At 68.4% G+C, this 23,718-nt stretch carries 18 protein-coding genes, 1 pseudogene and 1 riboswitch; of the genes and pseudogenes, 9 read left to right on the top strand and 10 right to left on the bottom strand.

Annotated elements, in window-relative coordinates; all coding sequences use genetic code 11:
- Window positions 1-70 precede the first annotated feature (70 nt).
- Window positions 71-1,054 carry an NAD(P)/FAD-dependent oxidoreductase gene (locus PKO50_RS26410; RefSeq protein WP_275627687.1) on the bottom strand — a complete coding sequence of 328 codons (984 nt, stop codon included), beginning with the start codon at window positions 1,052-1,054 and terminating at the stop codon, window positions 71-73.
- A gap of 267 nt (window positions 1,055-1,321) precedes the next feature.
- Between PKO50_RS26410 and PKO50_RS26405 the strand changes: the two genes are divergently transcribed.
- Both PKO50_RS26405 and hemH read left to right on the top strand, forming a co-directional pair.
- Complete coding sequence (locus PKO50_RS26405) at window positions 1,322-2,248, top strand: TIGR01777 family oxidoreductase (RefSeq protein ID WP_275627686.1); 927 nt, start codon at window positions 1,322-1,324, stop codon at window positions 2,246-2,248.
- Window positions 2,249-2,257: 9 nt separating this feature from the next.
- Window positions 2,258-3,283 carry a ferrochelatase gene (gene hemH / locus PKO50_RS26400; RefSeq protein WP_109936243.1) on the top strand — a complete coding sequence of 342 codons (1,026 nt, stop codon included), beginning with the start codon at window positions 2,258-2,260 and terminating at the stop codon, window positions 3,281-3,283.
- A 356-nt stretch (window positions 3,284-3,639) separates the two neighbouring features.
- Here hemH and PKO50_RS26395 read toward each other — a convergent pair whose 3' ends face one another.
- Complete coding sequence (locus PKO50_RS26395) at window positions 3,640-5,781, bottom strand: methyl-accepting chemotaxis protein (protein ID WP_109936244.1); 2,142 nt, start codon at window positions 5,779-5,781, stop codon at window positions 3,640-3,642.
- Between the two features lie 193 nt (window positions 5,782-5,974).
- Here PKO50_RS26395 and PKO50_RS26390 point away from each other — a divergent pair, with 193 nt between their 5' ends.
- Together PKO50_RS26390 and PKO50_RS26385 are read left to right on the top strand one after the other, a co-directional pair.
- Window positions 5,975-6,793, top strand: coding sequence for a M48 family metallopeptidase (locus PKO50_RS26390; protein ID WP_275627685.1), 819 nt, complete (start codon window positions 5,975-5,977; stop codon window positions 6,791-6,793).
- A gap of 79 nt (window positions 6,794-6,872) precedes the next feature.
- Window positions 6,873-7,856, top strand: a complete 984-nt coding sequence (locus tag PKO50_RS26385) for an NAD-dependent epimerase/dehydratase family protein (RefSeq protein ID WP_109936245.1) — start codon at window positions 6,873-6,875, stop codon at window positions 7,854-7,856.
- A gap of 359 nt (window positions 7,857-8,215) precedes the next feature.
- Here PKO50_RS26385 and PKO50_RS26380 read toward each other — a convergent pair whose 3' ends face one another.
- The 5 genes from PKO50_RS26380 to PKO50_RS26360 form a co-directional block, all read right to left on the bottom strand.
- On the bottom strand, window positions 8,216-8,659 hold the full coding sequence (locus PKO50_RS26380) for a ketosteroid isomerase-related protein (RefSeq protein ID WP_109936246.1): 444 nt from the start codon (window positions 8,657-8,659) through the stop codon (window positions 8,216-8,218).
- Window positions 8,660-8,744: 85 nt separating this feature from the next.
- On the bottom strand, window positions 8,745-9,326 hold the full coding sequence (locus PKO50_RS26375; protein ID WP_109936247.1) for a TMEM165/GDT1 family protein: 582 nt from the start codon (window positions 9,324-9,326) through the stop codon (window positions 8,745-8,747).
- An 80-nt stretch (window positions 9,327-9,406) separates the two neighbouring features.
- Window positions 9,407-9,544, bottom strand: a riboswitch (yybP-ykoY riboswitch).
- A gap of 39 nt (window positions 9,545-9,583) precedes the next feature.
- Window positions 9,584-11,050, bottom strand: coding sequence for an amino acid permease (locus PKO50_RS26370; protein WP_109937310.1), 1,467 nt, complete (start codon window positions 11,048-11,050; stop codon window positions 9,584-9,586).
- A gap of 124 nt (window positions 11,051-11,174) precedes the next feature.
- Window positions 11,175-12,179 (bottom strand): class I SAM-dependent methyltransferase, encoded by a 1,005-nt coding sequence (locus tag PKO50_RS26365; RefSeq protein WP_275627684.1) that lies wholly within the window; start codon window positions 12,177-12,179, stop codon window positions 11,175-11,177.
- A 41-nt stretch (window positions 12,180-12,220) separates the two neighbouring features.
- Window positions 12,221-13,186, bottom strand: a complete 966-nt coding sequence (locus PKO50_RS26360; protein WP_275627683.1) for a 2-hydroxyacid dehydrogenase — start codon at window positions 13,184-13,186, stop codon at window positions 12,221-12,223.
- Window positions 13,187-13,266: 80 nt separating this feature from the next.
- Here PKO50_RS26360 and PKO50_RS26355 point away from each other — a divergent pair, with 80 nt between their 5' ends.
- Window positions 13,267-13,896: a LysE family transporter gene (locus PKO50_RS26355; protein WP_109936250.1), complete on the top strand. Its 630-nt coding sequence runs from the start codon at window positions 13,267-13,269 to the stop codon at window positions 13,894-13,896.
- A 349-nt stretch (window positions 13,897-14,245) separates the two neighbouring features.
- Here PKO50_RS26355 and PKO50_RS26350 read toward each other — a convergent pair whose 3' ends face one another.
- The gene (locus PKO50_RS26350) at window positions 14,246-15,421 is read right to left on the bottom strand and encodes an acetyl-CoA C-acyltransferase (protein ID WP_275627682.1); all 1,176 of its coding nucleotides are present in this window, start codon (window positions 15,419-15,421) and stop codon (window positions 14,246-14,248) included.
- 189 nt (window positions 15,422-15,610) lie between these two features.
- Here PKO50_RS26350 and PKO50_RS26345 point away from each other — a divergent pair, with 189 nt between their 5' ends.
- The 4 genes and pseudogenes from PKO50_RS26345 to PKO50_RS26330 all read left to right on the top strand — a co-directional run bounded on the left by PKO50_RS26345 (window position 15,611) and on the right by PKO50_RS26330 (window position 21,412).
- A complete protein-coding gene (locus PKO50_RS26345; protein WP_109936252.1) occupies window positions 15,611-17,293 on the top strand; it encodes a fatty acid--CoA ligase in 1,683 nt (560 codons plus the stop codon).
- Between the two features lie 199 nt (window positions 17,294-17,492).
- A pseudogene (locus tag PKO50_RS26340) lies at window positions 17,493-19,363 on the top strand (DUF1302 domain-containing protein).
- A 112-nt stretch (window positions 19,364-19,475) separates the two neighbouring features.
- The gene (locus tag PKO50_RS26335) at window positions 19,476-20,849 is read left to right on the top strand and encodes a DUF1329 domain-containing protein (RefSeq protein WP_109936254.1); all 1,374 of its coding nucleotides are present in this window, start codon (window positions 19,476-19,478) and stop codon (window positions 20,847-20,849) included.
- Window positions 20,850-20,971: 122 nt separating this feature from the next.
- On the top strand, window positions 20,972-21,412 hold the full coding sequence (locus PKO50_RS26330) for a response regulator (protein ID WP_275627681.1): 441 nt from the start codon (window positions 20,972-20,974) through the stop codon (window positions 21,410-21,412).
- A 461-nt stretch (window positions 21,413-21,873) separates the two neighbouring features.
- Here the strand turns inward: PKO50_RS26330 and PKO50_RS26325 are convergent, their stop codons facing one another.
- Window positions 21,874-22,770: a neutral zinc metallopeptidase gene (locus PKO50_RS26325; protein ID WP_275627680.1), complete on the bottom strand. Its 897-nt coding sequence runs from the start codon at window positions 22,768-22,770 to the stop codon at window positions 21,874-21,876.
- Window positions 22,771-22,837: 67 nt separating this feature from the next.
- Window positions 22,838-23,710, bottom strand: a complete 873-nt coding sequence (locus PKO50_RS26320; RefSeq protein WP_275627679.1) for a PhzF family phenazine biosynthesis protein — start codon at window positions 23,708-23,710, stop codon at window positions 22,838-22,840.
- Between the last annotated feature and the right edge of the window lie 8 nt (window positions 23,711-23,718).

Below are 23,718 nucleotides of genomic sequence, written 5' to 3'. Positions count from 1 at the left end.
CATAGGCCGGGAGTTGTACAGCGGCAAATTGCTTGTACAGGGTGCGGCGCCCTGGCGGGCGCCGTCGGGCTCACAGGTGCTGCAGCAGCCGGCGGGCCGCTTCCAGGCCGCTCAGCCAGGCGCCCTCGACGCGGCCGGAAAGGCACCAGTCGCCGCAGGCGTAGATGCCCAGGTCGGCGTCGGCCAGCGCGCCCAGCTGGTGCGCTTCCAGCGGCCGGGCATAGAGCCAGCGATGGGCCAGGGCGAACACCGGCTCCGGCACCGCGCAGCCGATCATTTCGGCGAAGGTGCCCAGCAGGTGCTCGATGACCGTTTCCTTGGGTTTGTCGATGTTCTGCCGGCTCCAGCTGCTGCTGGCGTGCAGCACCCAGGTGTCCATGTGCTCGTCGCGGCCGGGCTTGCAGCGGTTGCTGGCCATCCAGGTCAGCGGGCCTTCCTGGACGAAGCAGCCCTGCACCGGCGTCTGCAGGGGTTCGGCGAAGCCCAGGGCCACGGCCCAGGTCGGCTCCATGGCGATGCTCGCCGCCGCCGCCGCCAGCTTGGGCGCGCCGGCCAGCAGCGCCGCGGCCTGGGGCGCCGGGGTGGCGACCAGGACGTGGCTGAACGGGCCGTGGTTGCAGCCTTCGGAGTCCTGCAGGTGCCAGTGGTGCTCGCCGCGGAAGACTTCGGTGATGCGGCAGGAGAAGGTGACCTGCAGGCCCTGCAGCAGCGCACGGGTGATGGCGCTCATGCGCGGCGTGCCGACCCAGCGCGGCTGCTCGTCCGGCGACGGGCTGAGCATGCCGTCGCGGTACTGGTACAGGGCCGGGTCCCACTCGGCGACCCAGCCGGCGTCGCGCCAGTGCTGGATGGCGTCGAGGAAGCGGCGGTCGCGGGCGGTGAAGTACTGGGCGCCGAGGTCGAGCGCGCCAGCGTCGCTGCGCTTGCTCGCCATGCGGCCGCCGCTGCCGTGGCCCTTGTCGAAGAGCTGGACTTCCTGTCCCGCGTCGAGCAGGGCGTGGGCGGCTGAGAGTCCGGCGATTCCGGTGCCAATGATGGCAATGGGGGCGCTCATGACATGCCTCGTAGGTTGTTGTGTTCAGGTTAGCGAGTCGAACAACCTTGTACAATCGGTTTTATTTGTATAGTTGTTCGGTCGCCGTTCGAACGGTCGAGCGGAATTCCGTCCACGCTTCGTGGCCATTCCTTCGGGGGCGTCGCGTATCGGTTCCGGCATTTACAGCGTAGACGTTCGCCACACTCGGACGGGTGCGGTAATGCAAGCGCCGTTCCCTCGTCCAGACTGATGGTAGGTGTGGGAGTTCAGCGCAAGGAGGTTCAGATGCACATCTTCATTACCGGCGGTACCGGCCTGATCGGCCGCCGCCTGTGCCGCCACTGGAGCGCCGCCGGCCATCGGCTGACGGTGCTGAGCCGCCGCCCGGAGCGCGTTGCCGACCTTTGCGGCAGCGAGGTGCGGGGCGTTTCCAGCTTCGAGGCGGTGGGCGACGAGCCGGTCGACGCGGTGGTCAACCTGGCCGGCGAGCCCATCGCCGAGCGGCCCTGGACGGCAAGGCGCAAGGCGTTGCTGTGGGACAGCCGGGTACGCCTCAGCGAGCGCCTGGTGGAGTGGCTGGAGGGGCGCAACCAGCGGCCATCGGTGCTGATCAGCGGCTCGGCGGTGGGCTGGTACGGCGATGCCGGCGAGCGGCCACTGGACGAAGGCAGCGCGGCGGCCGGCGAGGATTTCGCCAGCGAGCTGTGCCTGGCCTGGGAGCAGATCGCCCTGCAGGCCGAGGGCCTCGGCATCCGCGTGGTGCGCCTGCGCACCGGGCTGGTGCTGGCGCCGGAGGGCGGCTTCCTCGCCCGCCTGCTGCCGGCCTTCCGCTTCGGCCTGGGCGGCCAGCTGGGCAACGGCCGGCAATGGATGTCCTGGGTGCACATCGAGGACATGATCGGCCTGATCGATTTTCTCTTGCAGCGAAGCGACGCCAGCGGTCCGTATAATGCCTGCGCGCCGCAGCCGGTGCGCAACCGCGATTTCACCCGGGCGCTGGGGCAGGCCCTGCACCGCCCGACCCTGCTGGGCGTGCCGGCCTTCGCCCTGCGCACCCTGCTCGGCGAGCTGTCGCTGCTGTTGCTCGGCGGCCAGCGCGTGGAGCCACGGCGCCTGCTGGAAGCCGGCTTCGTGTTCCGCTACAACGATCTGCCGGCCGCCCTCGGCGATGTCCTCGCGCATCGCCCGGCGGCCGCCGCCCACCGTCACTAAGGATGCTGCATGACCCTCAACGCCCTGCTGCTGGTCAACCTGGGCTCGCCGGCCTCGACGGAGGTGGCCGATGTGCGCCGTTACCTGGACCAGTTCCTCATGGACCCGTACGTCGTCGACCTGCCCTGGCCGGCGCGGCGCCTGCTGGTGTCGCTGATCCTGCGCAAGCGCCCGGAGGAGTCGGCGCATGCCTATGCCTCCATCTGGTGGGACCAGGGCTCGCCGCTGGTGGTGATCAGCCGCCGCCTGCAGCAGGTCATGCGCAAGTACTGGCCGCATGGCCCGGTGGCGCTGGCCATGCGCTACGGCCAGCCGTCCATCGAGAACGCCCTGCTGGACCTCTACGAGCAGGGCGTGCGCCGGGTGACCCTGGCGCCGCTGTACCCGCAGTTCGCCGACAGCACCACCACCACCGTCATCGAGGAGGCCCGGCGGCTGATCCGCCAGCTCGGCCTGCATGGCATGCGCCTGATGGTGCTGCCGCCGTTCTACGCCGAGCCGGAATACCAGCAGGCACTGGTGACCAGCGTGCAGCCCTACCTGGAGCAGCCCTACGACCACCTGCTGCTGAGCTTCCACGGCCTGCCCGAGCGGCACATCCGCAAGCTGGTGGGCGACCGCAACCACGACCTCGACGCCGCCGACAGCCGCCACGTGCGCCCGGAAGTCCTGGCGCTGTGCTACCGCAGCCAGTGCCTGCGCACCGCGGAGCTGTTCGCCGAGCGCGCGGGCCTGGAGAAGGGCCGCTGGTCGGTGTCGTTCCAGTCGCGGCTGGGCCGCGCCAAATGGATCGGCCCCTACACCGATGCGCAGCTGGAGGTCCTGGCGAAGCAGGGCGTGAAGCGCCTGCTGGTGATGTGCCCGGCCTTCGTCGCCGACTGCATCGAGACCCTGGAGGAAATCGGCCAGCGCGGCCGCGAACAGTTCATCGCCGCCGGCGGCGAGGAGCTGGTGCTGATCCCCTGCCTGAACGACCAGCAGGCCTGGGCGCTGGCGCTGGCGCGGTTGTGCGAGCGGTTGCCGGAGCCGTTGTGAGGCAAAAACGGCGGATAACGCCGTAGGCGTTATGCGCCCTACGCGTATGCCGTTAGCGCGTGCGTGGTGCGAGGATGATGCCTGGCTTCCAGGCCACTCGGGACAGCCCCTCTCCCGCTTGCGGGAGAGGGCTCTTGGGCCCGGCACCTGGTTCGTAGGGAGAATAAGCGTTCGCGGTTATCCGCCGTTGGCCCGGAATGCCGGCGCCCGGCGAAAACGGCGGATAACGCCGTAGGCGTTATGCGCCCTACGCGTATGCCGTTAGCGCGTGCGTGGTGTGAGGACGATGCCTGGCTTCCAGGCCACTCGGGACAGCCCCCTCTCCCGCTTGAGGGAGAGGGTTGGGGAGAGGGGCTCTAGACCTTGAACTGATTCACCAGCCGCCGCTGCTGCTCGGCCAGCCTGGTCAGCTCGGCGCTGGCCTGGGAGGCTTCGTCGGCGCCGCCGGCCACCTGGTTGGCGACCAGGCCGATGTTGGCGACGTTGCGGTTGATGTCCTCGGCCACCGCGCTCTGTTCCTCGGCGGCGCTGGCGATCTGGGTGTTCATGTCGTTGATCACCGATACCGCCTGGGTGATCGACTCCAGCGCCTGGGCGGCCTCGTGGGCGTGGCGCACGCTGTCGTCGGTCTTCTCCTGGCTCTGCTGCATCACCTGCACCACTTCGCGGGTGCCGTTCTGCAGTTGCTGGATCATCGTCTGGATTTCCTGGGTGGCCTGCTGGGTCTTCTGCGCCAGGTTGCGCACCTCGTCGGCCACCACGGCGAAGCCGCGGCCCTGCTCGCCAGCCCGCGCCGCCTCGATGGCGGCGTTGAGCGCCAGCAGGTTGGTCTGCTCGGCGATGCCGCGGATGGCCACCAGGATGGCGTTGATGTTCTCGCTGTCGCGGGCCAGCGACTGCACCACGCCGACCGCGCGGCCGATCTCGGTGGCCAGGGCCTGGATGGCCGCGGAGCTGCTTTCGACTATCTGCCTGCCCTGGTGCGCGGCCTGGTCGGCGTGGCTGGCCGCTTCCGCCGCGTGGGTGGCGTTGCGCGCCACGTCCTGGGCGGTGGCGGTCATCTCGTGGACGGCGGTGGCCACCAGCTCGATCTCCGCCAGCTGCTTCTGCACGCCCTGGTTGGTGCGGATGGCGATGTCCGCGGTGTGCTCGGAGGAGTCGCTGACGTGCTGCACCGAGGTCACCACCTGGCCGATCATGCCCTGCAGCTTGCCGAGGAAGGTGTTGAAGCCGCGGGCGATGGAGCCCAGCTCGTCGGCGCGCTCGCTGGCGAGGCGGCGGGTGAGGTCGCCTTCGCCCTGGGCGATGTCGTCGAGCATGCCCACCAGCTGGCGCAGCGGGCGGGCGATGCCGTGGCCCACCAGCCAGATCACCAGCAGGCCGCCGGCGGCGATGAGCAGGCCGACCAGGGTCATGCCCAGGGTGTCGGAATCGCTCTGCGCCTTGAGCGCGCCCTGCAGTTGCTTGAGTTCGCCGAACACGGCCTGCCGCGGGATTTCCAGCATCAGCGTCCAGCGTGTGCCGGTGTCGCCGATGGCGAAGGGCAGGAACACGGCGATGGTATCGCGGGCTTCGTCCTGCTGGTACAGCGGCTGCTCGCCCTGCAGCTTGCCGAGGCTGGCGGCCTGGGAGGCGTCGAGTACCTTGTCGGCCGGTTCGCCGAGCTTGCCGGCGTCCTTGGTGTAGGCCACCAGGCGGCCGTTGGCGGAGATCAGCGCGAGTTCGCCGGCGCCGTCGTACAGGGTGCTGTCGGCGGCCTTGAGCAGGTCCTGGATGAAGTCCAGGGACAGGTCGGCGCCCACCGCGCCGCGGAACTGGCCGTCGACCAGGATGGGCGCGTTGAAGGACGACATCAGCACCATCCTGCCGCCCATCTCATAGGGCGCCGGGTCGATCACGCAGGGCTTGTGGCGTTCCTTCGGGCACAGGTAGTACTCGCCCTCGCGCACGCCGGTGGGCAGCACCTTCTGGCTTTCCAGGGTGTCGCCCATGGCTTCCACGGTGAGGCTGCCGTCGGCCTTGCGGTACCACCAGGGCATGAAGCGCCCGCTGGCGTCGTAGCCGGCGCCGGTCTGCCCGGCGTAGAGGCTGTCGGGGCCGGCGAAGGCGCCGGGTTCCCAGCCGGCGAAGGCGTCCAGCAGCTTGGGGTTCTGCTGCACCGTCTGGCGCAGCAGGTTGGACATCTCGCCGCGGCTGATGCCCAGCAGCGGCTTGCCTTCGGCGTCCTTGCCGTCCATCAGCATGTTGGCCTGGGCCAGGCCCTTGACCACCGTCAGCGGGTATTCCAGTTCGCGCTGGATCTGGCTGGCCTGGGCGCGCGCCAGGGCCACCAGGCGTTCGTTGATGACCTTTTCCAGCAGCGCCTGGGTACGTTCCTGCACCAGCGTCTGGGTGCGCCCGCCGGCGAACAGGGCATACAGCACCAGCGCCACCACCACTGCCAGCACGCTGGCCCCCGCCAGCGCCACCACGGAAAACTGGATCGACTTGAACTTCATGACGAAATACCCGCGTACCAGGGACAGCCTGTTCCGCTGTATCGGCAGGACTTCAGCGTTTCCTTAGGAAATGCCTTGTAATGGGTTGTAACGCCCTTGTGTCGTCTCCCTCGCACAGCGGTTGCCGGCCATCGGGGGGCGGCCTACCATTGCGCGCTGTCCCAGGGAGAATGCAATGCTTCAGGAGAGCATCATGTCCAGCGTATTCCGTTTCGCCGGCCTGGCCGCGGCCCTGCTGCTGGCCGGTTGCCAACCGGTGAACACCACCAGCGGCGGCGCCGTCGGCGTCGAGCGCAAGCAGTACATGTTCAGCATGCTGTCGAGCCAGCAGGTCGACCAGATGTACTCGCAGTCGTACCAGAAGACCCTCACCGACGCGACTTCCGCGGGCAAGCTGGACAACGGCAGCAGCGACGCCAAGCGCGTCAAGGCCATCGCCGCGCGGCTGATCCCGCAGACCGGCGCGTTCCGCCAGGACGCCCCGGGCTGGGACTGGCAGGTCAACGTGATCAAGAGCGACGAGCTCAACGCCAACTGCGGCCCCGGCGGCAAGATCATCTTCTACAGCGGCCTGATCGACCAGTTGAAGCTCACCGACGACGAGATCGCCGCGGTGATGGGCCACGAGATCGCCCACGCCCTGCGCGAGCATGGCCGCGAGGCGATGTCCAAGGCCTATGGCGTGCAGATGGCTACCCAGCTGGGGGGCCTGGCGGGCCTGGGCCAGGACAGCCTGCAACTGGCCAATACCGGCGTCGAGTACCTGATGACCCTGCCCAACAGCCGGCAGAACGAGAACGAGGCCGACCTCATCGGCCTGGAGCTGGCGGCCCGTGGCGGCTATAACCCCAATGCCGCGCTGACCCTGTGGGAGAAGATGGGCCAGGCCGGCGGCGAGAAGCCGCCGGAGCTGCTCAGCACCCACCCGGCGGACGCCACCCGCATGGCCAACCTGCAGGCCGCGATTCCCAAGGTGATGCCGCTGTACGAGCAGGCCAAGGCCGGCAAGTGAAGCGCGGGAGGATCGGCCAGCCCGATCCGTTGCAGGCGGCCCGGTCGCGGGCCGGTTCGACCATCACCAGGGAGCGCCAGTGAAAATCGCAGTACTCGGAGCCACCGGGCTCCTCGGCCATCATGCCGCGCGCGCCATCAAGGCCGCCGGCCACCAACTGGTGCTGATCCACCGTCCGTCCTCGCAGATCCAGCGCCTGGCCTACCTGGAGCCGGAATGCCGGGTCGCCGAACTGTTCGACTACAAGGGGCTGGAACGCGCCCTGAGCGGGCTGGACGCGGTGATCTTCAGCGCCGGCTACTACCCGCAGCGGCCGCGCCGCTGGCAGGAGGAGGTGGCCAGCGCCCTGGACCAGACCAACCACTTCTACGCGGCCTGCCAGCACAACAAGGTGTCGCGCATCCTCTACGTTGGCTCGGCCTTCGCCATGCCCATGCACCCCCAGGGGCTGCCCGGCCACGAGGGGCTGTTCTACGAGAGCCTGCCCACCGGCAAGAGCGCCTACGTGATGTGCAAATGGGCGCTGGACGAACAGGCCCGCGAACAGGCCCGCGGCGGCCTGCCGGTGGTGATCGGGATTCCCGGCATGGTGCTGGGCGAGCTGGACATGGGGCCGACCACAGGGCGCCTGATCACCGCCATCGGTCGCGGCGAGATGTCCCACTACGTGCCGGGCCGGCGCAACGTGATCGACGCCGGCGAAGCGGGGCGCGGCCTGCTGATGACCCTGGAGCGCGGGCGCATTGGCGAACGCTACCTGCTCACCGGGCACAACGTGGAGATGGCCGAGCTCACCGCCACCATCGCCCGCCTGCTGGGCCGCCCGGCGCCGCAGCCGATGCCGCTGCACCGCGCCCGCGCGCTGGCCACCCTGGGCCGCTGGCGCTACCGCCTGACCGGCAAGCTGCCGCTGCTGGACGACACCGCCATCGAGGTGATGGCCGGCGGGCAGTTCCTCGACGGCCGCAAGGCCCGCGAGGAAATCGGCTTCGAAAGCCACGTGCCGCTGGAAGATACCCTGCACCGCGCCATCGACTGGTTCCACGCCAACGGGTACCTGTAGGACGCGGACTTCGTTCGCGAATCGCGCGCAGGCTGGGGCGTAGGGCGAATAACCGTTCGCGGTTATCCGCCGATACACCGGCGCTACAGCCAATGCCAGGGGCAACCCCGGAGCCGCCGGGGATCGCGGCCAGACGGCGGATAACGCCGTAGGCGTTATGCGCCCTACGCCGGGCTCACCCGCGACGTAGGGCGAATAACCGTTCGCGGTTATCCGCCGATACACCGGCGCTACAGCCAATGCCAAGGTCAATCCTGGAGCCGCCGGGGATCGCGGCCAAACGGCGGATAACGCCGTAGGCGTTATGCGCCCTACGGCTGAGCGGATTTATCCGCGATTCGCGTGCAGGGCATTTCCCCTCAGGGCAGCGCCTGCTCCGCCAGCGGGCGGTTCTGCAGGCCCATCTGGCTGCGGAAGCTTTCCATATCGATCAGCGTGCACAGCTCCTGCAGCTTGCCGTGGCTGTTGAATACCCACAGGGCCATGCCGGGGATGCTGAGCACCTTGTCGCTGGCCGGGTAGCCGAAGGCGGGGCGGCTGATGGTGCCGACCAGGGTGCTCCAGGTGAACACCTTGTGGCCCTCGCCGATGCATTCCTCGACCACCACTTCCAGGTCGTCCATGGACGTGCGGATGCCCTCGATCAGCTGCCGGTAGCCGGCGCTGTCCAGGGGCTGGGCGGAGAAGCTGCTCTTGTAGAGGAAGTCCGGGCTGTGCAGCTGGGTGGCCAGGGCCAGGCGGCCCTTGTTCCAGCTCAGGTCGATGTGCTGGCGGGCGAGGCGTTTCAGGTCCTTGTCAGTCATGGCTGTTTCCTTCAGCTAGGGACGACAGTTGTCACTGTAGGCCTGTGGCATGGCGGCGGCATTGGCCGCCACGCCGAAGCGGCCGTCAGAACAGCCCTGACAGCTGGGCGGCGTGCCAGGCCGCGACCAGGCCCAGCACGGCGAAGGCGCAGGCGGCCAGGCGGCGGATCAGCGCCAGCGGCAGGCGCTCGGCGGCGAAGTTGCCGGCCAGCACCACCGGCACGTTGGCCAGCAGCATGCCGATGGTGGTGCCCAGCACCACCAGCCAGAAGTGCGGGTACTGCGCGGCCAGCATCACGGTGGCGACCTGGGTCTTGTCGCCCATCTCGGCGAGGAAGAAGGCGATCAGCGTGGTGAGGAAGGGGCCGAACCTCTTCAGGCCGCCCTCTTCGTCGTCATCCAGCTTGTCCGGCACCAGGGTCCAGGCCGCCACGGCCAGGAAGGAGGCGGCCAGCAGCCAGCTCAGGGCGGCTTCGGAGAAGAAGGTGGAGACCCATTTGCCCACGGCGCCGGCAGCGAAGTGGTTGACCAGGGTAGCGACGACGATGCCGGCGATGATCGGCCAGGGCTTGCGGAAGCGCGCGGCGAGGACGAGGGCGAGCAGTTGCGTCTTGTCGCCGATTTCGGCGAGGGCAACCACCAGGATAGGGACGAACAGGGATTCCATCAGGCTTTCCTAAGGGGGCGGGTCGACTAATCACCGATGACACGCGCCATCCGCCCACCCCGGGTCGGATCGCTCGTGTCATAGGTCTTGTCAAACCCGGGCCCGACTGCTGCGGGCCTTGGGGCCGCACGCGCCATGGTCTGCGGACCAAGTGTGTTGACGCGTGCCGGGCGAGGGCGGGAACCGCTCGCGGGAGACTACTCCCCTAGGACGGGGCGCATTCTGCCCAAGTCGTCCGGCTTGGGCAAGCCTGACTTTCAGTCGACGTCGCGGCCGGAGGTGACGTCCATCTCCTCGTAGCGGACGAAGCGGCTGCCGTTCTTCAGGCGGTAGCCCCACCAGATGGCGAGGAACAGCGGCAGGCTGACGTAGGTGGCGACCAGCCCGGTCCAGTCGATGTGCTCGCCGACGAACGCCTGGTAGTTCTGCCCGAGGGTGATCGCCAGGCACAGGGCGAAGGCGAACAGCGGGCCGAAGGGGAACCACTTGGCGCGGTAGGGCAGGTCGTCGAGCTTGCCGCCCTGCAGCAGGTAGCCCTTGCGGAAGCGGTAGTGGGAAATGGCGATGCCCAGCCAGACGATGAAGCCGCACATGCCCGAGGTGTTGAGCAGCCAGGTGTAGACGGTCTTGTCGCCGATGAAGCTGCTGAGGAAGCACAGGCCGCCGATCAGCGTGGTGGCGTAGAGCGCATAGCGCGGCACGCCGCTCTGCGAGATCTGCCGGAACAGGCGCGGCGCCTGGCCATGCAGGGCCATGGTGTAGAGCATGCGGGTGGAGGCGTACATCCCCGAGTTGCCGGCGGAGAGGATCGCCGAAAGGATCACCGCGTTCATCACCCCGGCGGCCGCGGCCAGGCCGGCGCGCTCGAAGAGCAGGGTGAAGGGCGAGGTGCTGATGTCGCTGCTGTCGGTCTTGAGCAGGTTCGGATCGGTGTAGGGGATCAGCATGCCGATGACGAAGATCGACAGGATGTAGAACATCAGGATCCGCCAGAACACCTGGCGGATGGCGATGGGGATCGACTTGTGCGGGTGCTCCGACTCGCCGGCGGCGACGCCGATCAGCTCGGTGCCCTGGAACGAGAAGCCGGCGATCATCGCCACCCCGACCATGGCCTGCAGGCCGCCGACGAAGGGCGCATCGCCGGTGGTGAAGTTGCTGAAGCCGGGGGAGTCGATGCCGTGCATGATGCCGAAGATGCTCGCCAGGCCGATGCCGATGAAGATCACCACGGCCACCACCTTGATCAGCGCGAACCAGAACTCGCTCTCGCCGAAGCCCTTCACCGAGAAGAAGTTGAGGCCGAACATGATGGCCAGGAAGATCGCGCTCCAGTACAGGCCGGGCACGTCGGGGAACCAGAAGTGCATCACCAACTGCGCGGCCACCAGTTCCGCGGCGATGGTCACCGCCCAGTTGTACCAGTAGTTCCAGCCCATGGCGAAGCCGAAGCCGTCGTCGATGAAGCGGCTGCCGTAGGTGGAGAAGGAGCCGGAGTCGGGGATGTAGGCGGCCATCTCGCCCAGGCTGGTCATCAGGAAGAACACCATCAGGCCGATCAGCGCGTAGGCCAGCAGCGCGCCGCCGGGGCCGGCGGTGGCGACGGTGCTGCCGGAGGCGACGAACAGCCCGGTGCCGATCGAGCCGCCGATGGCGATCATGTTCAGGTGCCTGGGCTTGAGCGAGCGCTTCAGGTGCGCGGGGGTCTTTTCCGGCGACTTCACGAAGGTCAGCTCGGCTTCTTTCACGGTGCTTTTCACGGCGATCCTCGGCTCGTGAGGCGCGCCGGCTGGGCGCGCCCTTTTCGGTCTGGTGGAGTGTAGTGGGCCCGCGACGAGGCGCCCGGGCTCAGGGGCGGCGGGCGCTGTAGATGCGGAAACCGTCGCCCTCGGCGAGGCTGCGGCAGGGGCCCAGGTGCTGTTCGATCAGCGGCGGGTACTTGAGGAAGCTGTTGGCCACCAGGCGCAGTTCGCCGCCCGGACGCAGGTGTTGCGCGGCTTCGCGCAGCAGGTGTTCGCTGGCCTGGTAGTCGGTGTGCACGCCCTGGTGGAAGGGCGGGTTGCTGACGATGGCGGCCAGGCCCGGGGGCGCCGCGTCGATGCCATCGCCGCCGATCACCTCGCCTTCCAGGCCGTTGGCGGCAAGGGTCAGGCGGCTGCTTTCCAGGGCGAAGGCGTCGACGTCGAGCAGGCTCAGGCGGCTGGCCGGGTAGCGGCGCTTGAGCACCGCGCCGAGCACGCCGGCGCCGCAGCCGAAGTCCAGCACGTGGCCTTCGGGCAGGCCGTCCAGGTGCTCCAGCAGCAGGGCGCTGCCGCGGTCCAGGCGGCCGTGGCTGAACACACCGGGCAGGGTGACCACCTGCAGTTCGCCGTCGGCCAGTTCCAGGCTGTAGCGCTGGGCCAGGGCGTGCAGGTCGGGACAGGGCAGGGCGCCATCGACGCTGGCGTGCCAGAGCTGGCAGTGCCGCGCGCTGTCGAGCTTGGCGGCCTTGGCCAGGGCGCCGAGCTGTTTGGCGGCGCGTTCGACGCCGGCGCGTTTCTCGCCCACCAGGTACAGCTGGCCGCCGGGCACGCGGCTGGCCAGGGCGGCCAGCAGGTAGTCGGTCAGCTCGCGGGACTTGGGCAGGAACAGCACGGCGGCGTCGAACTCGCCGCTTGGCGGCGTCACGCCGAAATGGCAGCGCCCCGGGTGGCGGCCGTCCAGCAGCCGCTGCTCGCCGGCGTGCCAGCTCCAGCCCAGGGCCTGGGGCAGCTCGCCGAGCAGGCCGTCGGCGGGCAGGCCGGCCAGCAGCACGCGGCCGGCGAAACGTTCGATCTGGCGCAGCAGCACCTCGCTGGTAGGGGCGTAGGACATGCGGCCTCCTGAAAAAGGGCGCGAGTTTAGCACTTCGCGCTTCAGTCGACCCGCCGCAGCCTGTCGCCGCGGAAGAAGGCCGCGGCGTTGTCCGTCACCTGGCCGACGATGCGCTGCCGCGCCTCGCGGCTGCCCCAGGCGTTGTGCGGGGTGACGATCAGCCGCGGGATGTCGCCGGCCAGCAGCGGGTTGCCGTCCTTGGGCGGCTCGACGCTGAGCACGTCGGTGGCGGCGCCGCCCAGGTGGCCGCGGCGCAGGGTGTCGGCCAGGGCCTGCTCGTCGATCAGGCCGCCGCGGGCGGTGTTGACGATGAAGGCGCCGGGCTTCATCAGGTCCAGCTCGCGCTGGCCGATCATCCCGCGGGTCTGGTCGGTCAGCGGGCAGTGCAGGCTGATGGCGTCGACCTGCGGCAGCAGCTCGTCCAGCGCCAGGCGGTCGGCGCGCGGCGGCCGGCCGGGCAACTGGCCGAGCAGCACGCGCATGCCGAAGGCCTCGGCCAGGCGGCCCACCGCGCCGCCCAGTTCGCCGTGGCCGAGCAGGCCGAGGGCCTTGCCCTCCAGCTCGACGATGGGGTAGTCCAGCAGGCAGAACTGGGTGGCCTGCTGCCAGCGCCCGGCGCGCACCGCCGCCTGGTAGTCGGGCAGCCGGGTGGCCAGGGCGAGCAGCAGGCCGATGGCGTGCTGGGCCACCGAGGCGGTGCCGTAGCCCTGGCAGTTGCACACGGCGATGCCGCGTTCGCGGGCGGCGGCCAGGTCGATGTTGTTGGTGCCGGTGGCGGTGACCAGGATCAGCTTGAGGTCCGGGCACTGGGCCAGGGTTTCGGCGCTGATGGGCGCCTTGTTGCTGATGGCCACGTTGGCCTCGCGCAGGCGCCCGGCGATCTCGCCCGGGGCGCTGGCGGCGTGCAGGACCAGTTCGCCGAAGGCCTGGTGCAGCGGCTGCAGGTCGAGGTCGCCGAGGTCGAGGGAGGCGGTGTCGAGGAACACGGCGCGGGAGCTGTTCATCACTGGCTGTACCTTTTGCGGGAAGCGGGGCTGGCGTAAGGTTGCCAGCCTGACGGCGTTAATCACACCCCTGCGGAGGTTGCATGTACTGGACGGAATTCCTCACCGTGGCATTGATCCACCTGCTCGCGGTGGCCAGCCCCGGCCCGGACTTCGCCGTGGTGGTGCGCGAGAGCGTGACCCACGGCCGCCGCGCCGGCACCTGGACGGCGCTGGGGGTGGGCTGCGCCATCTCCATCCACGTGACCTACTCGCTGCTGGGCATCGGCCTGATCGTTTCGCAGTCGATCATGCTGTTCAACACCCTCAAGTGGCTGGCCGCGGCCTACCTGTTCTACATCGGCATCAAGGCGCTGCGGGCGAAGCCTGCCGGCGGCGACGGCAGAGTGGAGGTCGCTGCGCCGAGCGAACGCACCCCGCGCGGGGCCTTCGTCAGCGGCTTCGTCACCAACGGCCTGAACCCCAAGGCGACGCTGTTCTTCCTGTCGCTGTTCACCGTGGTCATCAACCCGCACACCCCGGTGCTGGTGCAGGCCGGCTACGGCGTCTACCTGGCTTGCGCCACCGCGGCCTGGTTCAGCTTCGTGGCCCTGCTGTTCAGCCAGCAGCGCGTGCGCGCCGGCTTCGCCCGCATGGGGCACTGGTTCGACCGGATGATGGGGGTGGTGCTGGTGGGGCTGGGTGTCAAGCTGGCTTTCACCGAATTGCGCTGAGGGTTGGGGGCTTGCGCTTTTCGTAGGAGCGAGCTTGCTCGCGAATGGTGCTTGGCTGGGGCTTTGGGTGTTGGGTTTTAGAGCGCCCTCTCCCTAACCCTCTCCCTGAAGGGAGAGGGGACCGTTCGGTGTGTTCGGTTGCTTCGGCGTTAGCCGGCTTGTACCGATTACCCGTCTAACACCAAATCCTTTCTCGGCACGGGGAGAGGGGCTCTCAGACCTGCCACCGATGTTCCGGCCAGCAGCCGAAAATCGCGCGCAGGGAATGGCATACACAGCGGCTTGCACGGAGCCGAAACGAAAAGGGCGCGACCATGGTCGCGCCCTTTTTCTGTTACCGGTAACAGCGTTACAGCAGCTCGATGGCCACCGCGGTGGCCTCGCCGCCGCCGATGCACAGCGAGGCCACGCCGCGCTTGCCGCCCTTCTTCTGCAGGGCGTTGATCAGGGTGACGATGATCCGCGAGCCGGTGGAGCCCACCGGGTGGCCCTGGGCGCAGGCGCCGCCGTAGACGTTGACCTTGGCGTGGTCCAGGCCGTGTTCGCGCATGGCCAGCATGGTGACCATGGCGAAGGCTTCGTTGATCTCGAACAGGTCGACGTCGTCCTTGCTCCAGCCGGTCTTCCTGAACAGGTTGGTCATGGCGCCGATGGGGGCCAGGGTGAATTCGCTCGGGTCCTGGCTCTGGGTGGCGTGGCCGACGATTTTCGCCAGCGGCTTCAGGCCGCGGCGGGCGGCCTCCTCGGCGGTCATCAGGACCAGGGCGCTGGCGCCGTCGGAGATGGAGCTGGCGTTGGCCGCGGTGATGGTGCCGTCCTTCTTGAACGCCGGCTTCAGGCTGGGAATCTTGTCCAGGTTGGCGGTCAGCGGCTGCTCGTCGTCCTTCACCAGCACTTCGCCCTTGCGGGTGGTCACGGTCACCGGGGCGATCTCGCTGGCCAGCGAGCCGTCCTTGATCGCCGCCTGGGCGCGCTTGAGCGACTCGATGGCGTAGGCGTCCATCGCCTCGCGGGTGATGCCGTTGCTGTCCGCCGTGTCCTGGGCGAAGGAGCCCATCAGGCGGCCGCTGCGGGCGTCTTCCAGGCCGTCGAGGAACATGTGGTCCTTGATCTCGGCGTGGCCCATGCGCAGGCCGGTGCGGGCCTTCTCCAGCACGTAGGGGGCGTTGGACATGCTCTCCATGCCGCCGGCGACCATGATCGTGTTGGTTCCGGCCTTGAGCAGGTCGTGGGCCAGCATCACCGCCTTCATGCCCGAGCCGCACAGCTTGTTGATGGTGGTGCAGCCGGTGGCGGCGGGCAGGCCGGCGTTGAGTGCCGCCTGTCGGGCCGGGCCCTGCTTCAGGCCGGCCGGCAGCACGCAGCCCATGATCACTTCCTCGACATCGGCGGCGTCGATACCGGCGCGGGCGACTGCCTCGCGGATGGCGATGGCACCCAGTTCCACCGCGGGGACCGCGGCCAGGCTGCCCTGGAAGCCGCCCATGGGGGTGCGGGCGCCGCTGACGATGACGATTTCGGACATGGAAAACTACCTCGTGGCTCTTGTTCTTGGGGGCGGCCGTGAACGACCGGGTGGCGGCGATTCTAGCGCGTGACCGGATCAGGCCAAAGAGTCACCCGCAAATCACTCTTTGGATGGATGATTGGTCATGATCGCGCCTCTACAGTCACCGGCATCGACTCCCATGAAGGTCCCACAGGTAAGCCGAACATGCTCAAGACCCGTCTCCTCCCCGCTGCGAGCAATGCCTACCAGTACCCGTTGCTGGTCAAGAGCCTGCTGTTGTCCGGCGCGCGCTACGAAAAAAGCCGCGAGATCGTCTACCGCGACCTGGTGCGCTACAACTACGCCACCTTCAACGAGCGCGTCGCGCGCCTGGCCAACGTCCTCACCGAGGCCGGCGTGCAGGCCGGCGACACCGTGGCGGTGATGGACTGGGACAGCCACCGCTACCTGGAGGCGATGTTCGCCATCCCGATGATCGGCGCGGTGCTGCACACCATCAACATCCGCCTCTCGCCGGAGCAGATCCTCTACACCATGAACCACGCCGAGGACCGCTTCGTGCTGGTCAACAGCGAGTTCGTGCCGCTCTACCAGGGCATCGCCGGGCAGCTGACCACGGTGCAGAAGACCCTGTTGCTGACCGACGGCGCCGACAAGACCTGCGCGCTGCCCGACTGCATCGGCGAATACGAGACGCTGATGGCCGCGGCCAGCCCGCGCTACGCCTTCCCCGACTTCGACGAGAACTCGGTGGCCACCACCTTCTACACCACCGGTACCACCGGCAACCCCAAGGGCGTGTACTTCACCCACCGCCAGCTGGTGCTGCACACCCTGGCCATGGCCTCGACCATCGCCAGCCTGGACAGCATCCGCCTGATGGGCAACAGCGACGTGTACATGCCAATCACCCCGATGTTCCACGTGCATGCCTGGGGCACCCCCTACGTGGCCACCATGCTCGGCATCAAGCAGGTGTACCCGGGGCGTTACGACCCGGAACTGCTGGTGGAGCTGTGGAAGCGCGAGAAGGTCACCTTCTCCCACTGCGTGCCGACCATCCTGCAGATGGTGATGAACGCCAAGGCCGCCCAGGGCCTGGACTTCAACGGCTGGAAGATCATCATCGGCGGCAGCGCGCTGACCCGCTCGCTGTACGAGGCGGCCCAGGCCCGCGGTATCCAGCTGACCGCCGCCTACGGCATGTCCGAGACCTGCCCGCTGATCTCCTGCGCCTACCTCAACGAGGAGCTCAAGGCCGGCAGCGAGGACGAGCGCACCACCTACCGGATCAAGGCCGGCGTGCCGGTGCCGCTGGTGGACGCGGCGATCATGGACGAACACGGCCAGCTGCTGCCGGCCGACGGCGAGTCCCAGGGCGAACTGGTGCTGCGTTCGCCCTGGCTGACCCAGGGCTACTTCCGCGAGCCGCAGAAGGGCGAGGAGCTCTGGGCCGGCGGCTGGATGCACACCGGCGACGTGGCCACCCTCGACGGCATGGGCTTCATCGATATCCGCGACCGTATCAAGGACGTGATCAAGACCGGCGGCGAATGGCTGTCCTCGCTGGAGCTGGAAGACCTCATCAGCCGTCACCCGGCGGTGCGCGAGGTGGCCGTGGTGGGGGTGCCGGACCCGCAATGGGGCGAGCGCCCGTTCGCCCTGCTGGTGCTCTTCGAGGGCCAGCAACTGGATGCGAAAGGGTTGAAGGAACACCTCAAGCCTTTCGTCGAGCAGGGCCACATCAACAAGTGGGCGATTCCCTCGCAGATCGCCGTTGTTACTGAAGTTCCCAAGACCAGCGTGGGCAAGCTGGACAAGAAGCGCATCCGTGTGGATATCGCTCGTTGGCAGGAGTCCGGCAGCGAATTCCTCTCCGCCCTGTAATCCCTTCCCTCCGGCTGCGTCCCCCAAGCAAGCGCTTGGCACGGGGCGCAGCCTCTGCTAATCCTTTCTGCGAGCCGTCTAGCTTGCGGCTCGTTGCCGCAGCGACGCGCTAAATCACACTTTCGAGGGATCAAGCCCGTCGGGGGGCTGGCTATAGTCGCTGCCACTCATAACAAAAATCACACATGGAGTAGCGTCGATGACACAAATGAAGAAGATCTGGCGCCTGGCGCGTTTGCCGCTGGCCGTCAGCCTGGCTTCCACGCTTGCCACTCCCGCTTCGGCGGTCACCTTCAACATCGGCGAGATCGAGGGTTCCTTCGATTCCAGCCTGTCGGTCGGCGCCAGCTGGTCGACGCAGAATCCGGACAAGAACCTGATCGGCGTGAACAACGGCGGCAAGGGGCTGTCGCAGACCTCCGACGACGGCCACCTGAACTACAAGGCCGGCAAGACCTTCTCGAAGATCTTCAAGGGCATCCACGACCTGGAGCTGAAGTACGGCGACACCGGCGTGTTCCTGCGCGGCAAGTACTGGTACGACTTCGAGCAGAAGGACGAGAGCACCGAGTTCAAGCCGCTCAGCGACAGCGGCCGCAAGGAAGCCGCCCAGGCCTCCGGCGCCGAACTGCTCGATGCCTTCATCTACCACAAGTACAGCATCGCCGACCTGCCGGGCAACGTGCGCCTGGGCAAGCAGGTGGTGAACTGGGGCGAGAGCACCTTCATCCAGGGCGGCATCAACTCGATCAACCCGTTCGACGTCACCGCGTTGCGCCGCCCGGGCTCCGAGATCAAGGAAGCCCTGGTGCCGGTGAACATGTTCTACCTGTCGCAGAACCTCACCGACAACCTCTCCGCCGAAGGTTTCTACCAACTGGAGTGGGACCAGACGGTGGTCGACAACTGCGGCACCTTCTTCTCCCAGCCCGACGTGATCGCCGACGGCTGCACCGACAACCTGCGCGTGCTGACCAACGCCCAGGCGCTGGGGGCGGGGAACGTGGCGCTGGCCAAGCAGTTCGGCGTGGACGTCAACAACGAGGGCGCCCTGGTGCGCCGCGGGCCGGACCGTGACGCCCGCGACAGCGGCCAGTACGGCCTGTCGCTGAAGTACTACGCCGATGCCCTGAACACCGAGTTCGGCGGCTACTACATGAACTACCACAGCCGCCTGCCGATCTTCAGCGGCCGTGGCGCCTCGCAAAGCACCTACAACCTGGCGCGATCCCTCAGCGGCACTCCGCTGCAGGCCTTCGCCCCGCTGCTGGTGGCCGGCAACTCCTCGTACTTCGTCGAGTACCCGGAAGACATCCACCTGTACGGCCTGAGCTTCTCCACCACGCTGCCCACCGGCACCGCCTGGCAGGGCGAGATCAGCTACCGGCCCAACGCCCCGGTGCAGCTGAACACCACCGACATCCTGTTCGCCGGCGTGGTACCGCTGGGCGGCCCGGTGTTCGGCAACGCCTCGGTGCTCGAGGGCGCCCCGGACACCGACCTGCACGGCTACACCCGCAAGGAAATCACCCAGCTGCAGACCACCTTCACCCACTTCTTCGACCAGGTCATGGGCGCCGAGCGCCTGACCCTGGTGGGCGAGGTGGGCTGGACCCACGTCGGCGGCCTGGAGAGCACCTCCAAGGCGCGCTACGGCCGCGACCCGGTGTTCGGCCCCGGCCCGCTGCCGGGGGTACCTGCCAGGTGCTCAACGCCTCGACGCTTGGGGCCAACGGGCCGCAGAACAACCTGTCGCGCAACTGCGAGAACGACGGCTTCACCACCGCCGACTCCTGGGGCTACCGCATGCGGGCGATCTGGGACTACAACGACGTGTTCGCCGGTGTGAACCTCAAGCCCAACGTGGCCTGGTCCCACGATGTCGACGGCTACTCCCCCGGCCCGGGCGGCAACTTCGAGGAAGGCCGCAAGGCGATCAGCCTGGGCGTGGACGCCGACTACCTGAACACCTACACCGCGAGCCTTTCCTACACCAACTACTTCGACGGCAAGTACTCCACCCTGGTCGACCGCGACTTCGTCGCGCTCAGCTTCGGCGTGAACTTCTAAGCGCTACCCGCGCTCCGCCCGCTGCCGGGCGGGGCGCCAGCAGACAGAGATCGCGAGCGCGGCGGCGCGGCCGTTGCGCGAGCAGTAACGACTCATCGAGGACGACGCGATAATGAGAACAACAAAGAGACTGCTGCAAACCGGCGCGCTGGCCCTGGGCCTGAGCCTGCTGGCCACCCAGGTGATGGCCGCGGTATCCGCCGCCGACGCTGCCAAGCTGGGCTCCACCCTGACTCCGGTCGGCGCCGAGAAGGCCGGCAACGCCGACGGCAGCATCCCCGCCTGGACCGGCGGCCTGCCGAAGAATGCCGGTGCCGTCGACGCCAAGGGCTTCCTCGCCGACCCCTTCGCCAGCGAGAAGCCGCTGTTCACCATCACCGCGCAGAATGTCGAGCAGTACAAGGACAAGCTGACCCCCGGCCAGCTGGCCATGTTCAAGCGCTACCCCGACACCTACAAGATGCCGGTGTACCCGTCGCACCGCACCGCCACCCTGCCTGACTCGGTGCTGGAAGCGACCAGGAAGAACGCCACCGCCACCAACCTGGTGCAGGGCGGCAACGGCCTGCAGAACTTCCAGACCGCCAACCCCTTCCCGATCCCGCAGAACGGCCTGGAAGTCATCTGGAACCACATCACCCGCTACCGCGGCGGTCACGTGCGCCGCCTGGTGACCCAGGCCACCCCGCAGGTCAACGGCAGCTACTCGCTGGTGTACTTCCAGGACGAGTTCGTGTTCCGCACCGACCTGAAGGACTACGACCCGAGCAAGCCGAGCAACGTGCTGTTCTACTTCAAGCAGCAGGTCACCGCCCCGGCCCGCCTGGCCGGCAACGTACTGCTGGTGCACGAGACCCTCGACCAGGTCAAGGAGCCGCGCCTGGCATGGCTCTACAACGCCGGCCAGCGCCGCGTGCGCCGCGCCCCGCAGGTGTCCTACGACGGCCCCGGCACCGCCGCCGACGGCCTGCGCACCTCGGACAACCTGGACATGTACAACGGCGCGCCGGACCGCTACGACTGGAAACTGGTGGGCAAGCAGGAGCTGTACATCCCGTACAACAACTACAAGCTCGACGATCCCAAGCTGAAGTACGCGGACATCATCAAGCCCGGCCACCTCAACCAGGACCTGACCCGCTACGAGCTGCACCGCGTCTGGCACGTGGTCGCCACCCTGAAGCCGGGCGAGCGCCACATCTATGCCAAGCGCGACTTCTACATCGACGAGGACACCTGGCAGGCCGCCGAGATCGACCACTACGACGGCCGCGGAACCCTGTGGCGCGTGGCCGAGGCCTTCTCGCAGTACTACTACAACAACCAGGTGCCCTGGTACACCGCGGAAACCCTGTACGACCTGCTCTCCAGCCGTTACCTGGTGCTGGGCCTGAAGAACGAGGAGAAATCCGCCTACGACTTCAACTACAGCGCTTCGGAAAGCGACTTCACCCCCGCGGCGCTGCGCCAGGAAGGCGTGCGCTAAGGTCGGTTGCCCTTGCTGACAGAGCCGGCCTTCGGGCCGGCTTTTTCTTGGGCCGGGGGTCGCTACGGTGGTGTGGCGGAATGCCGCTATAATCATCGCAAAATGCCGCCATGGGTGAGCCCTTGCCTCACGCGTACCGCAACCTGCTCGACGACGAAGAGATCGAAGCGCTGCTGGAGATCACCGTCCGCCCCGAGCGCCCCCCGACGGTGCTGCTGGTGGACGACGACCCGCAGGTGCTCGCCGAGATGCGCGAGCTGATCGAAAGCGCCGACCTGCAGTGCCTGACCGCCCGCAACAGCGCCCAGGCCCTGCGCCGCATCGGCCGCGACGAATCGGCCATCGACCTGCTGGTCACCGACCTGTGCATGGACGGCGAGGGCGCGGGCCTGGAGCTGATCCGCCAGCTCAGCGCCCAGGGCACCTTCCTGCCGATCATCGTGCTCTCCGGCACCACCCGCGCCCGCGACGTGGTCGAGGCGATGCGCCTGAACGTGCTGGACTTCCTGCTCAAGCCGGTGGAGCCGGCGGAGTTCCTGCAGACGCTCAGGCGTTACCTGTAAAGCGCCTGGCGAGCGGGCCCTGCCCGCGATTCGCGCGCAGGGCGCGCTCCTACAGGGGAAGGGCGCGGGCGGGGCGGCGGAGCGGATCTCATCCGCGAATCGCGCCGATACTTCCGGCTATCGCGGACAAGGTCCGCTCCTACGGGGAGGACCGTGCTTCCCGGCTACCTGTAGGAGCGGGCCCTGCCCGCGATATCGCGCGCAGGGCGCGCTCCTACAAGGGAATGGCGCGGGCGGGGCGGCGGAGCGGATCTCATCCGCGAATCGCGCCGATACTTCCGGCTATCGCGGACAAGGTCCGCTCCTACGGGGGAGGACCGTGCTTCCCGGCTACCTGTAGGAGCGGGCCCTGCCCGCGATTCGCGCGCAGGGCGCGCTCCTACATTGCAGGTGAGCACGGCTTTTCGTAGGAGCGAGCTTGCTCGCGAACATATCCCCGCGGCGGAATCCCTTCGTACTGCTTACAACGCCTGTGCCTTGAAGGTATCGCACTTGCCCGGCGAGCCCGAGTCGAAGCCGAGCTTGAACCAGCGCATGCGCTGCGCCGAGGTGCCGTGGGTGAAGGAGTCCGGCACCACGGTGCCGCGGGACTGCTTCTGCAGGCGGTCGTCGCCGATGGCGTTGGCGGCGTTCAGCGCGCTCTCGATGTCGCCCGGCTCCAGCCACTGCAGGCGCTGCTGGGCGTTGTTGGCCCAGACCCCGGCGAAGCAGTCGGCCTGCAGTTCCAGGCGTACCGAGAGGCCGTTGGCGCCCTCCATGGGCGCGCCGCGGCGGCGGGCGGCCTCGACCTTGGCCGAGATGCCCAGCAGGTTCTGCACGTGGTGGCCGACCTCGTGGGCGATCACGTAGGCGCGGGCGAAGTCGCCGGCGGCGGAGAAGCGCTGCTCCATCTCGCGGAAGAAGCCCAGGTCCAGGTACACCCGGTGGTCGCCGGGGCAGTAGAAGGGCCCCACCGCCGAGGAGGCGAAGCCGCAGGCCGAGTTCACCCCGCCGTTGAACAGGATCAGCTTGGGTTGTTCGTACTGGGCATTGCTGTGGGCGAAGATCTGCCCCCAGGTGTCCTCGGTGTCGCCGAGCACGGCGCGGACGAAATCCACCTGCGGGTCGGCGCCGGTCGCCGGGCGGCCCTGCACCTGCGGGCGCGCCGGGGCCTGGCCGGTGTCCATCTGGCCGAGCAGGCTGCCGAGGATCTGCATCGGGTCCTGGCCCATCAGCAGGCCGACCACCACCACGATGGCCACCCCACCCAGGCTCAGGCCGCGGCCGCCGATGCGCATGCCGCCACCGCCCATGCCGCCGCCGCTGTCGTCGCGGGCATCCACCACGTTGTCGCTGCGTCGTCCTTTGCGCCAGAGCATGGCGTCTTCTCCTGAATGTGCGTGGGTTGAGTGTCGTCGGCGCCCGCGTGGTGCGCCAGTCCGGCCGTCAGTCGAGGCGGCAGAGCAGCTCGGCGCGGGCCAGCAGCTGCACCTTGCCGCCCACCTGCACCTGGTCGTCGTCGCCGACGCGTACTTCCAGCAGGCTCGGGCGGCCGAGGAAGCGGCCCTGGTGCAGCTCGAAGGTCTCGCCGCGGCGGGCCTTGCCCAGTTCCACCAGGTAGGCGGCGACCGGGCCGGCGGCGCTGCCGGTGGCGATGTCTTCCACCAGCCCGGCACTGTCCCAGGTGCGGCCTTCGCGGCCATCCACGTCCAGCAGGAAGACGAAGGCCGCGCCCAGGGCGGACAGGCGCTCGCCCATCGGCGTGGATAGCTCGGCGCGCTGGCGGATGCGCCCCAGCGCCTCGCCGCGCACCGGCAGCAGCAGGTAGGGCAGGCCGGTGCTGACCACGCTGGCGGGGTAGCCGGCGAGGTCGCTGGCCTGCAGCGAGAAGGCCTCGGCGAACCAGCGCCGGGCTTCGTCGTCGAGCACGGCGCCGAACTGCGCCTGGCCCTGGTTCATCTGCGCGATGAAGCCCTGGCCGTGGCGGCGGGTGGTCAGGTTCACCTCCTTGGCGGCCAATTGCAGCGTCCAGTGTTCCTGCTCGCCACGCTGGTGGATGTGGTGCAGCAGCGCGGCGGCGCCCAGCAGCGGGTGGCCGGCGAAGGGCAGTTCTTCCTCCTGGGTGAAGATGCGCGCGCCGTAGGTGTCCAGCTGCGCGGTGGGGTAGAGGAAGAGCGTCTCGAACTGGCGCAGCTCCTGGGTCAGGGCCTGCAGGGTAGCGTCGGCCAGGCCGCGGGCGTCGGCGAACACCGCCAGGCCGTTGCCGCCGAGGGGGTGTTCGGCGAAGACGTCGAGCTGCCAGTAATGCTGAGGGGACATGGGGCTCC

It is taken from the genome of Pseudomonas sp. 273 (assembly GCF_029201425.1).
In the GTDB taxonomy this organism is placed as follows: domain Bacteria; phylum Pseudomonadota; class Gammaproteobacteria; order Pseudomonadales; family Pseudomonadaceae; genus Pseudomonas; species Pseudomonas delhiensis.
The sequence above is the reverse complement of the archived record's forward strand: the minus strand, read 5'-3'. Positions and strand labels throughout refer to the sequence as shown.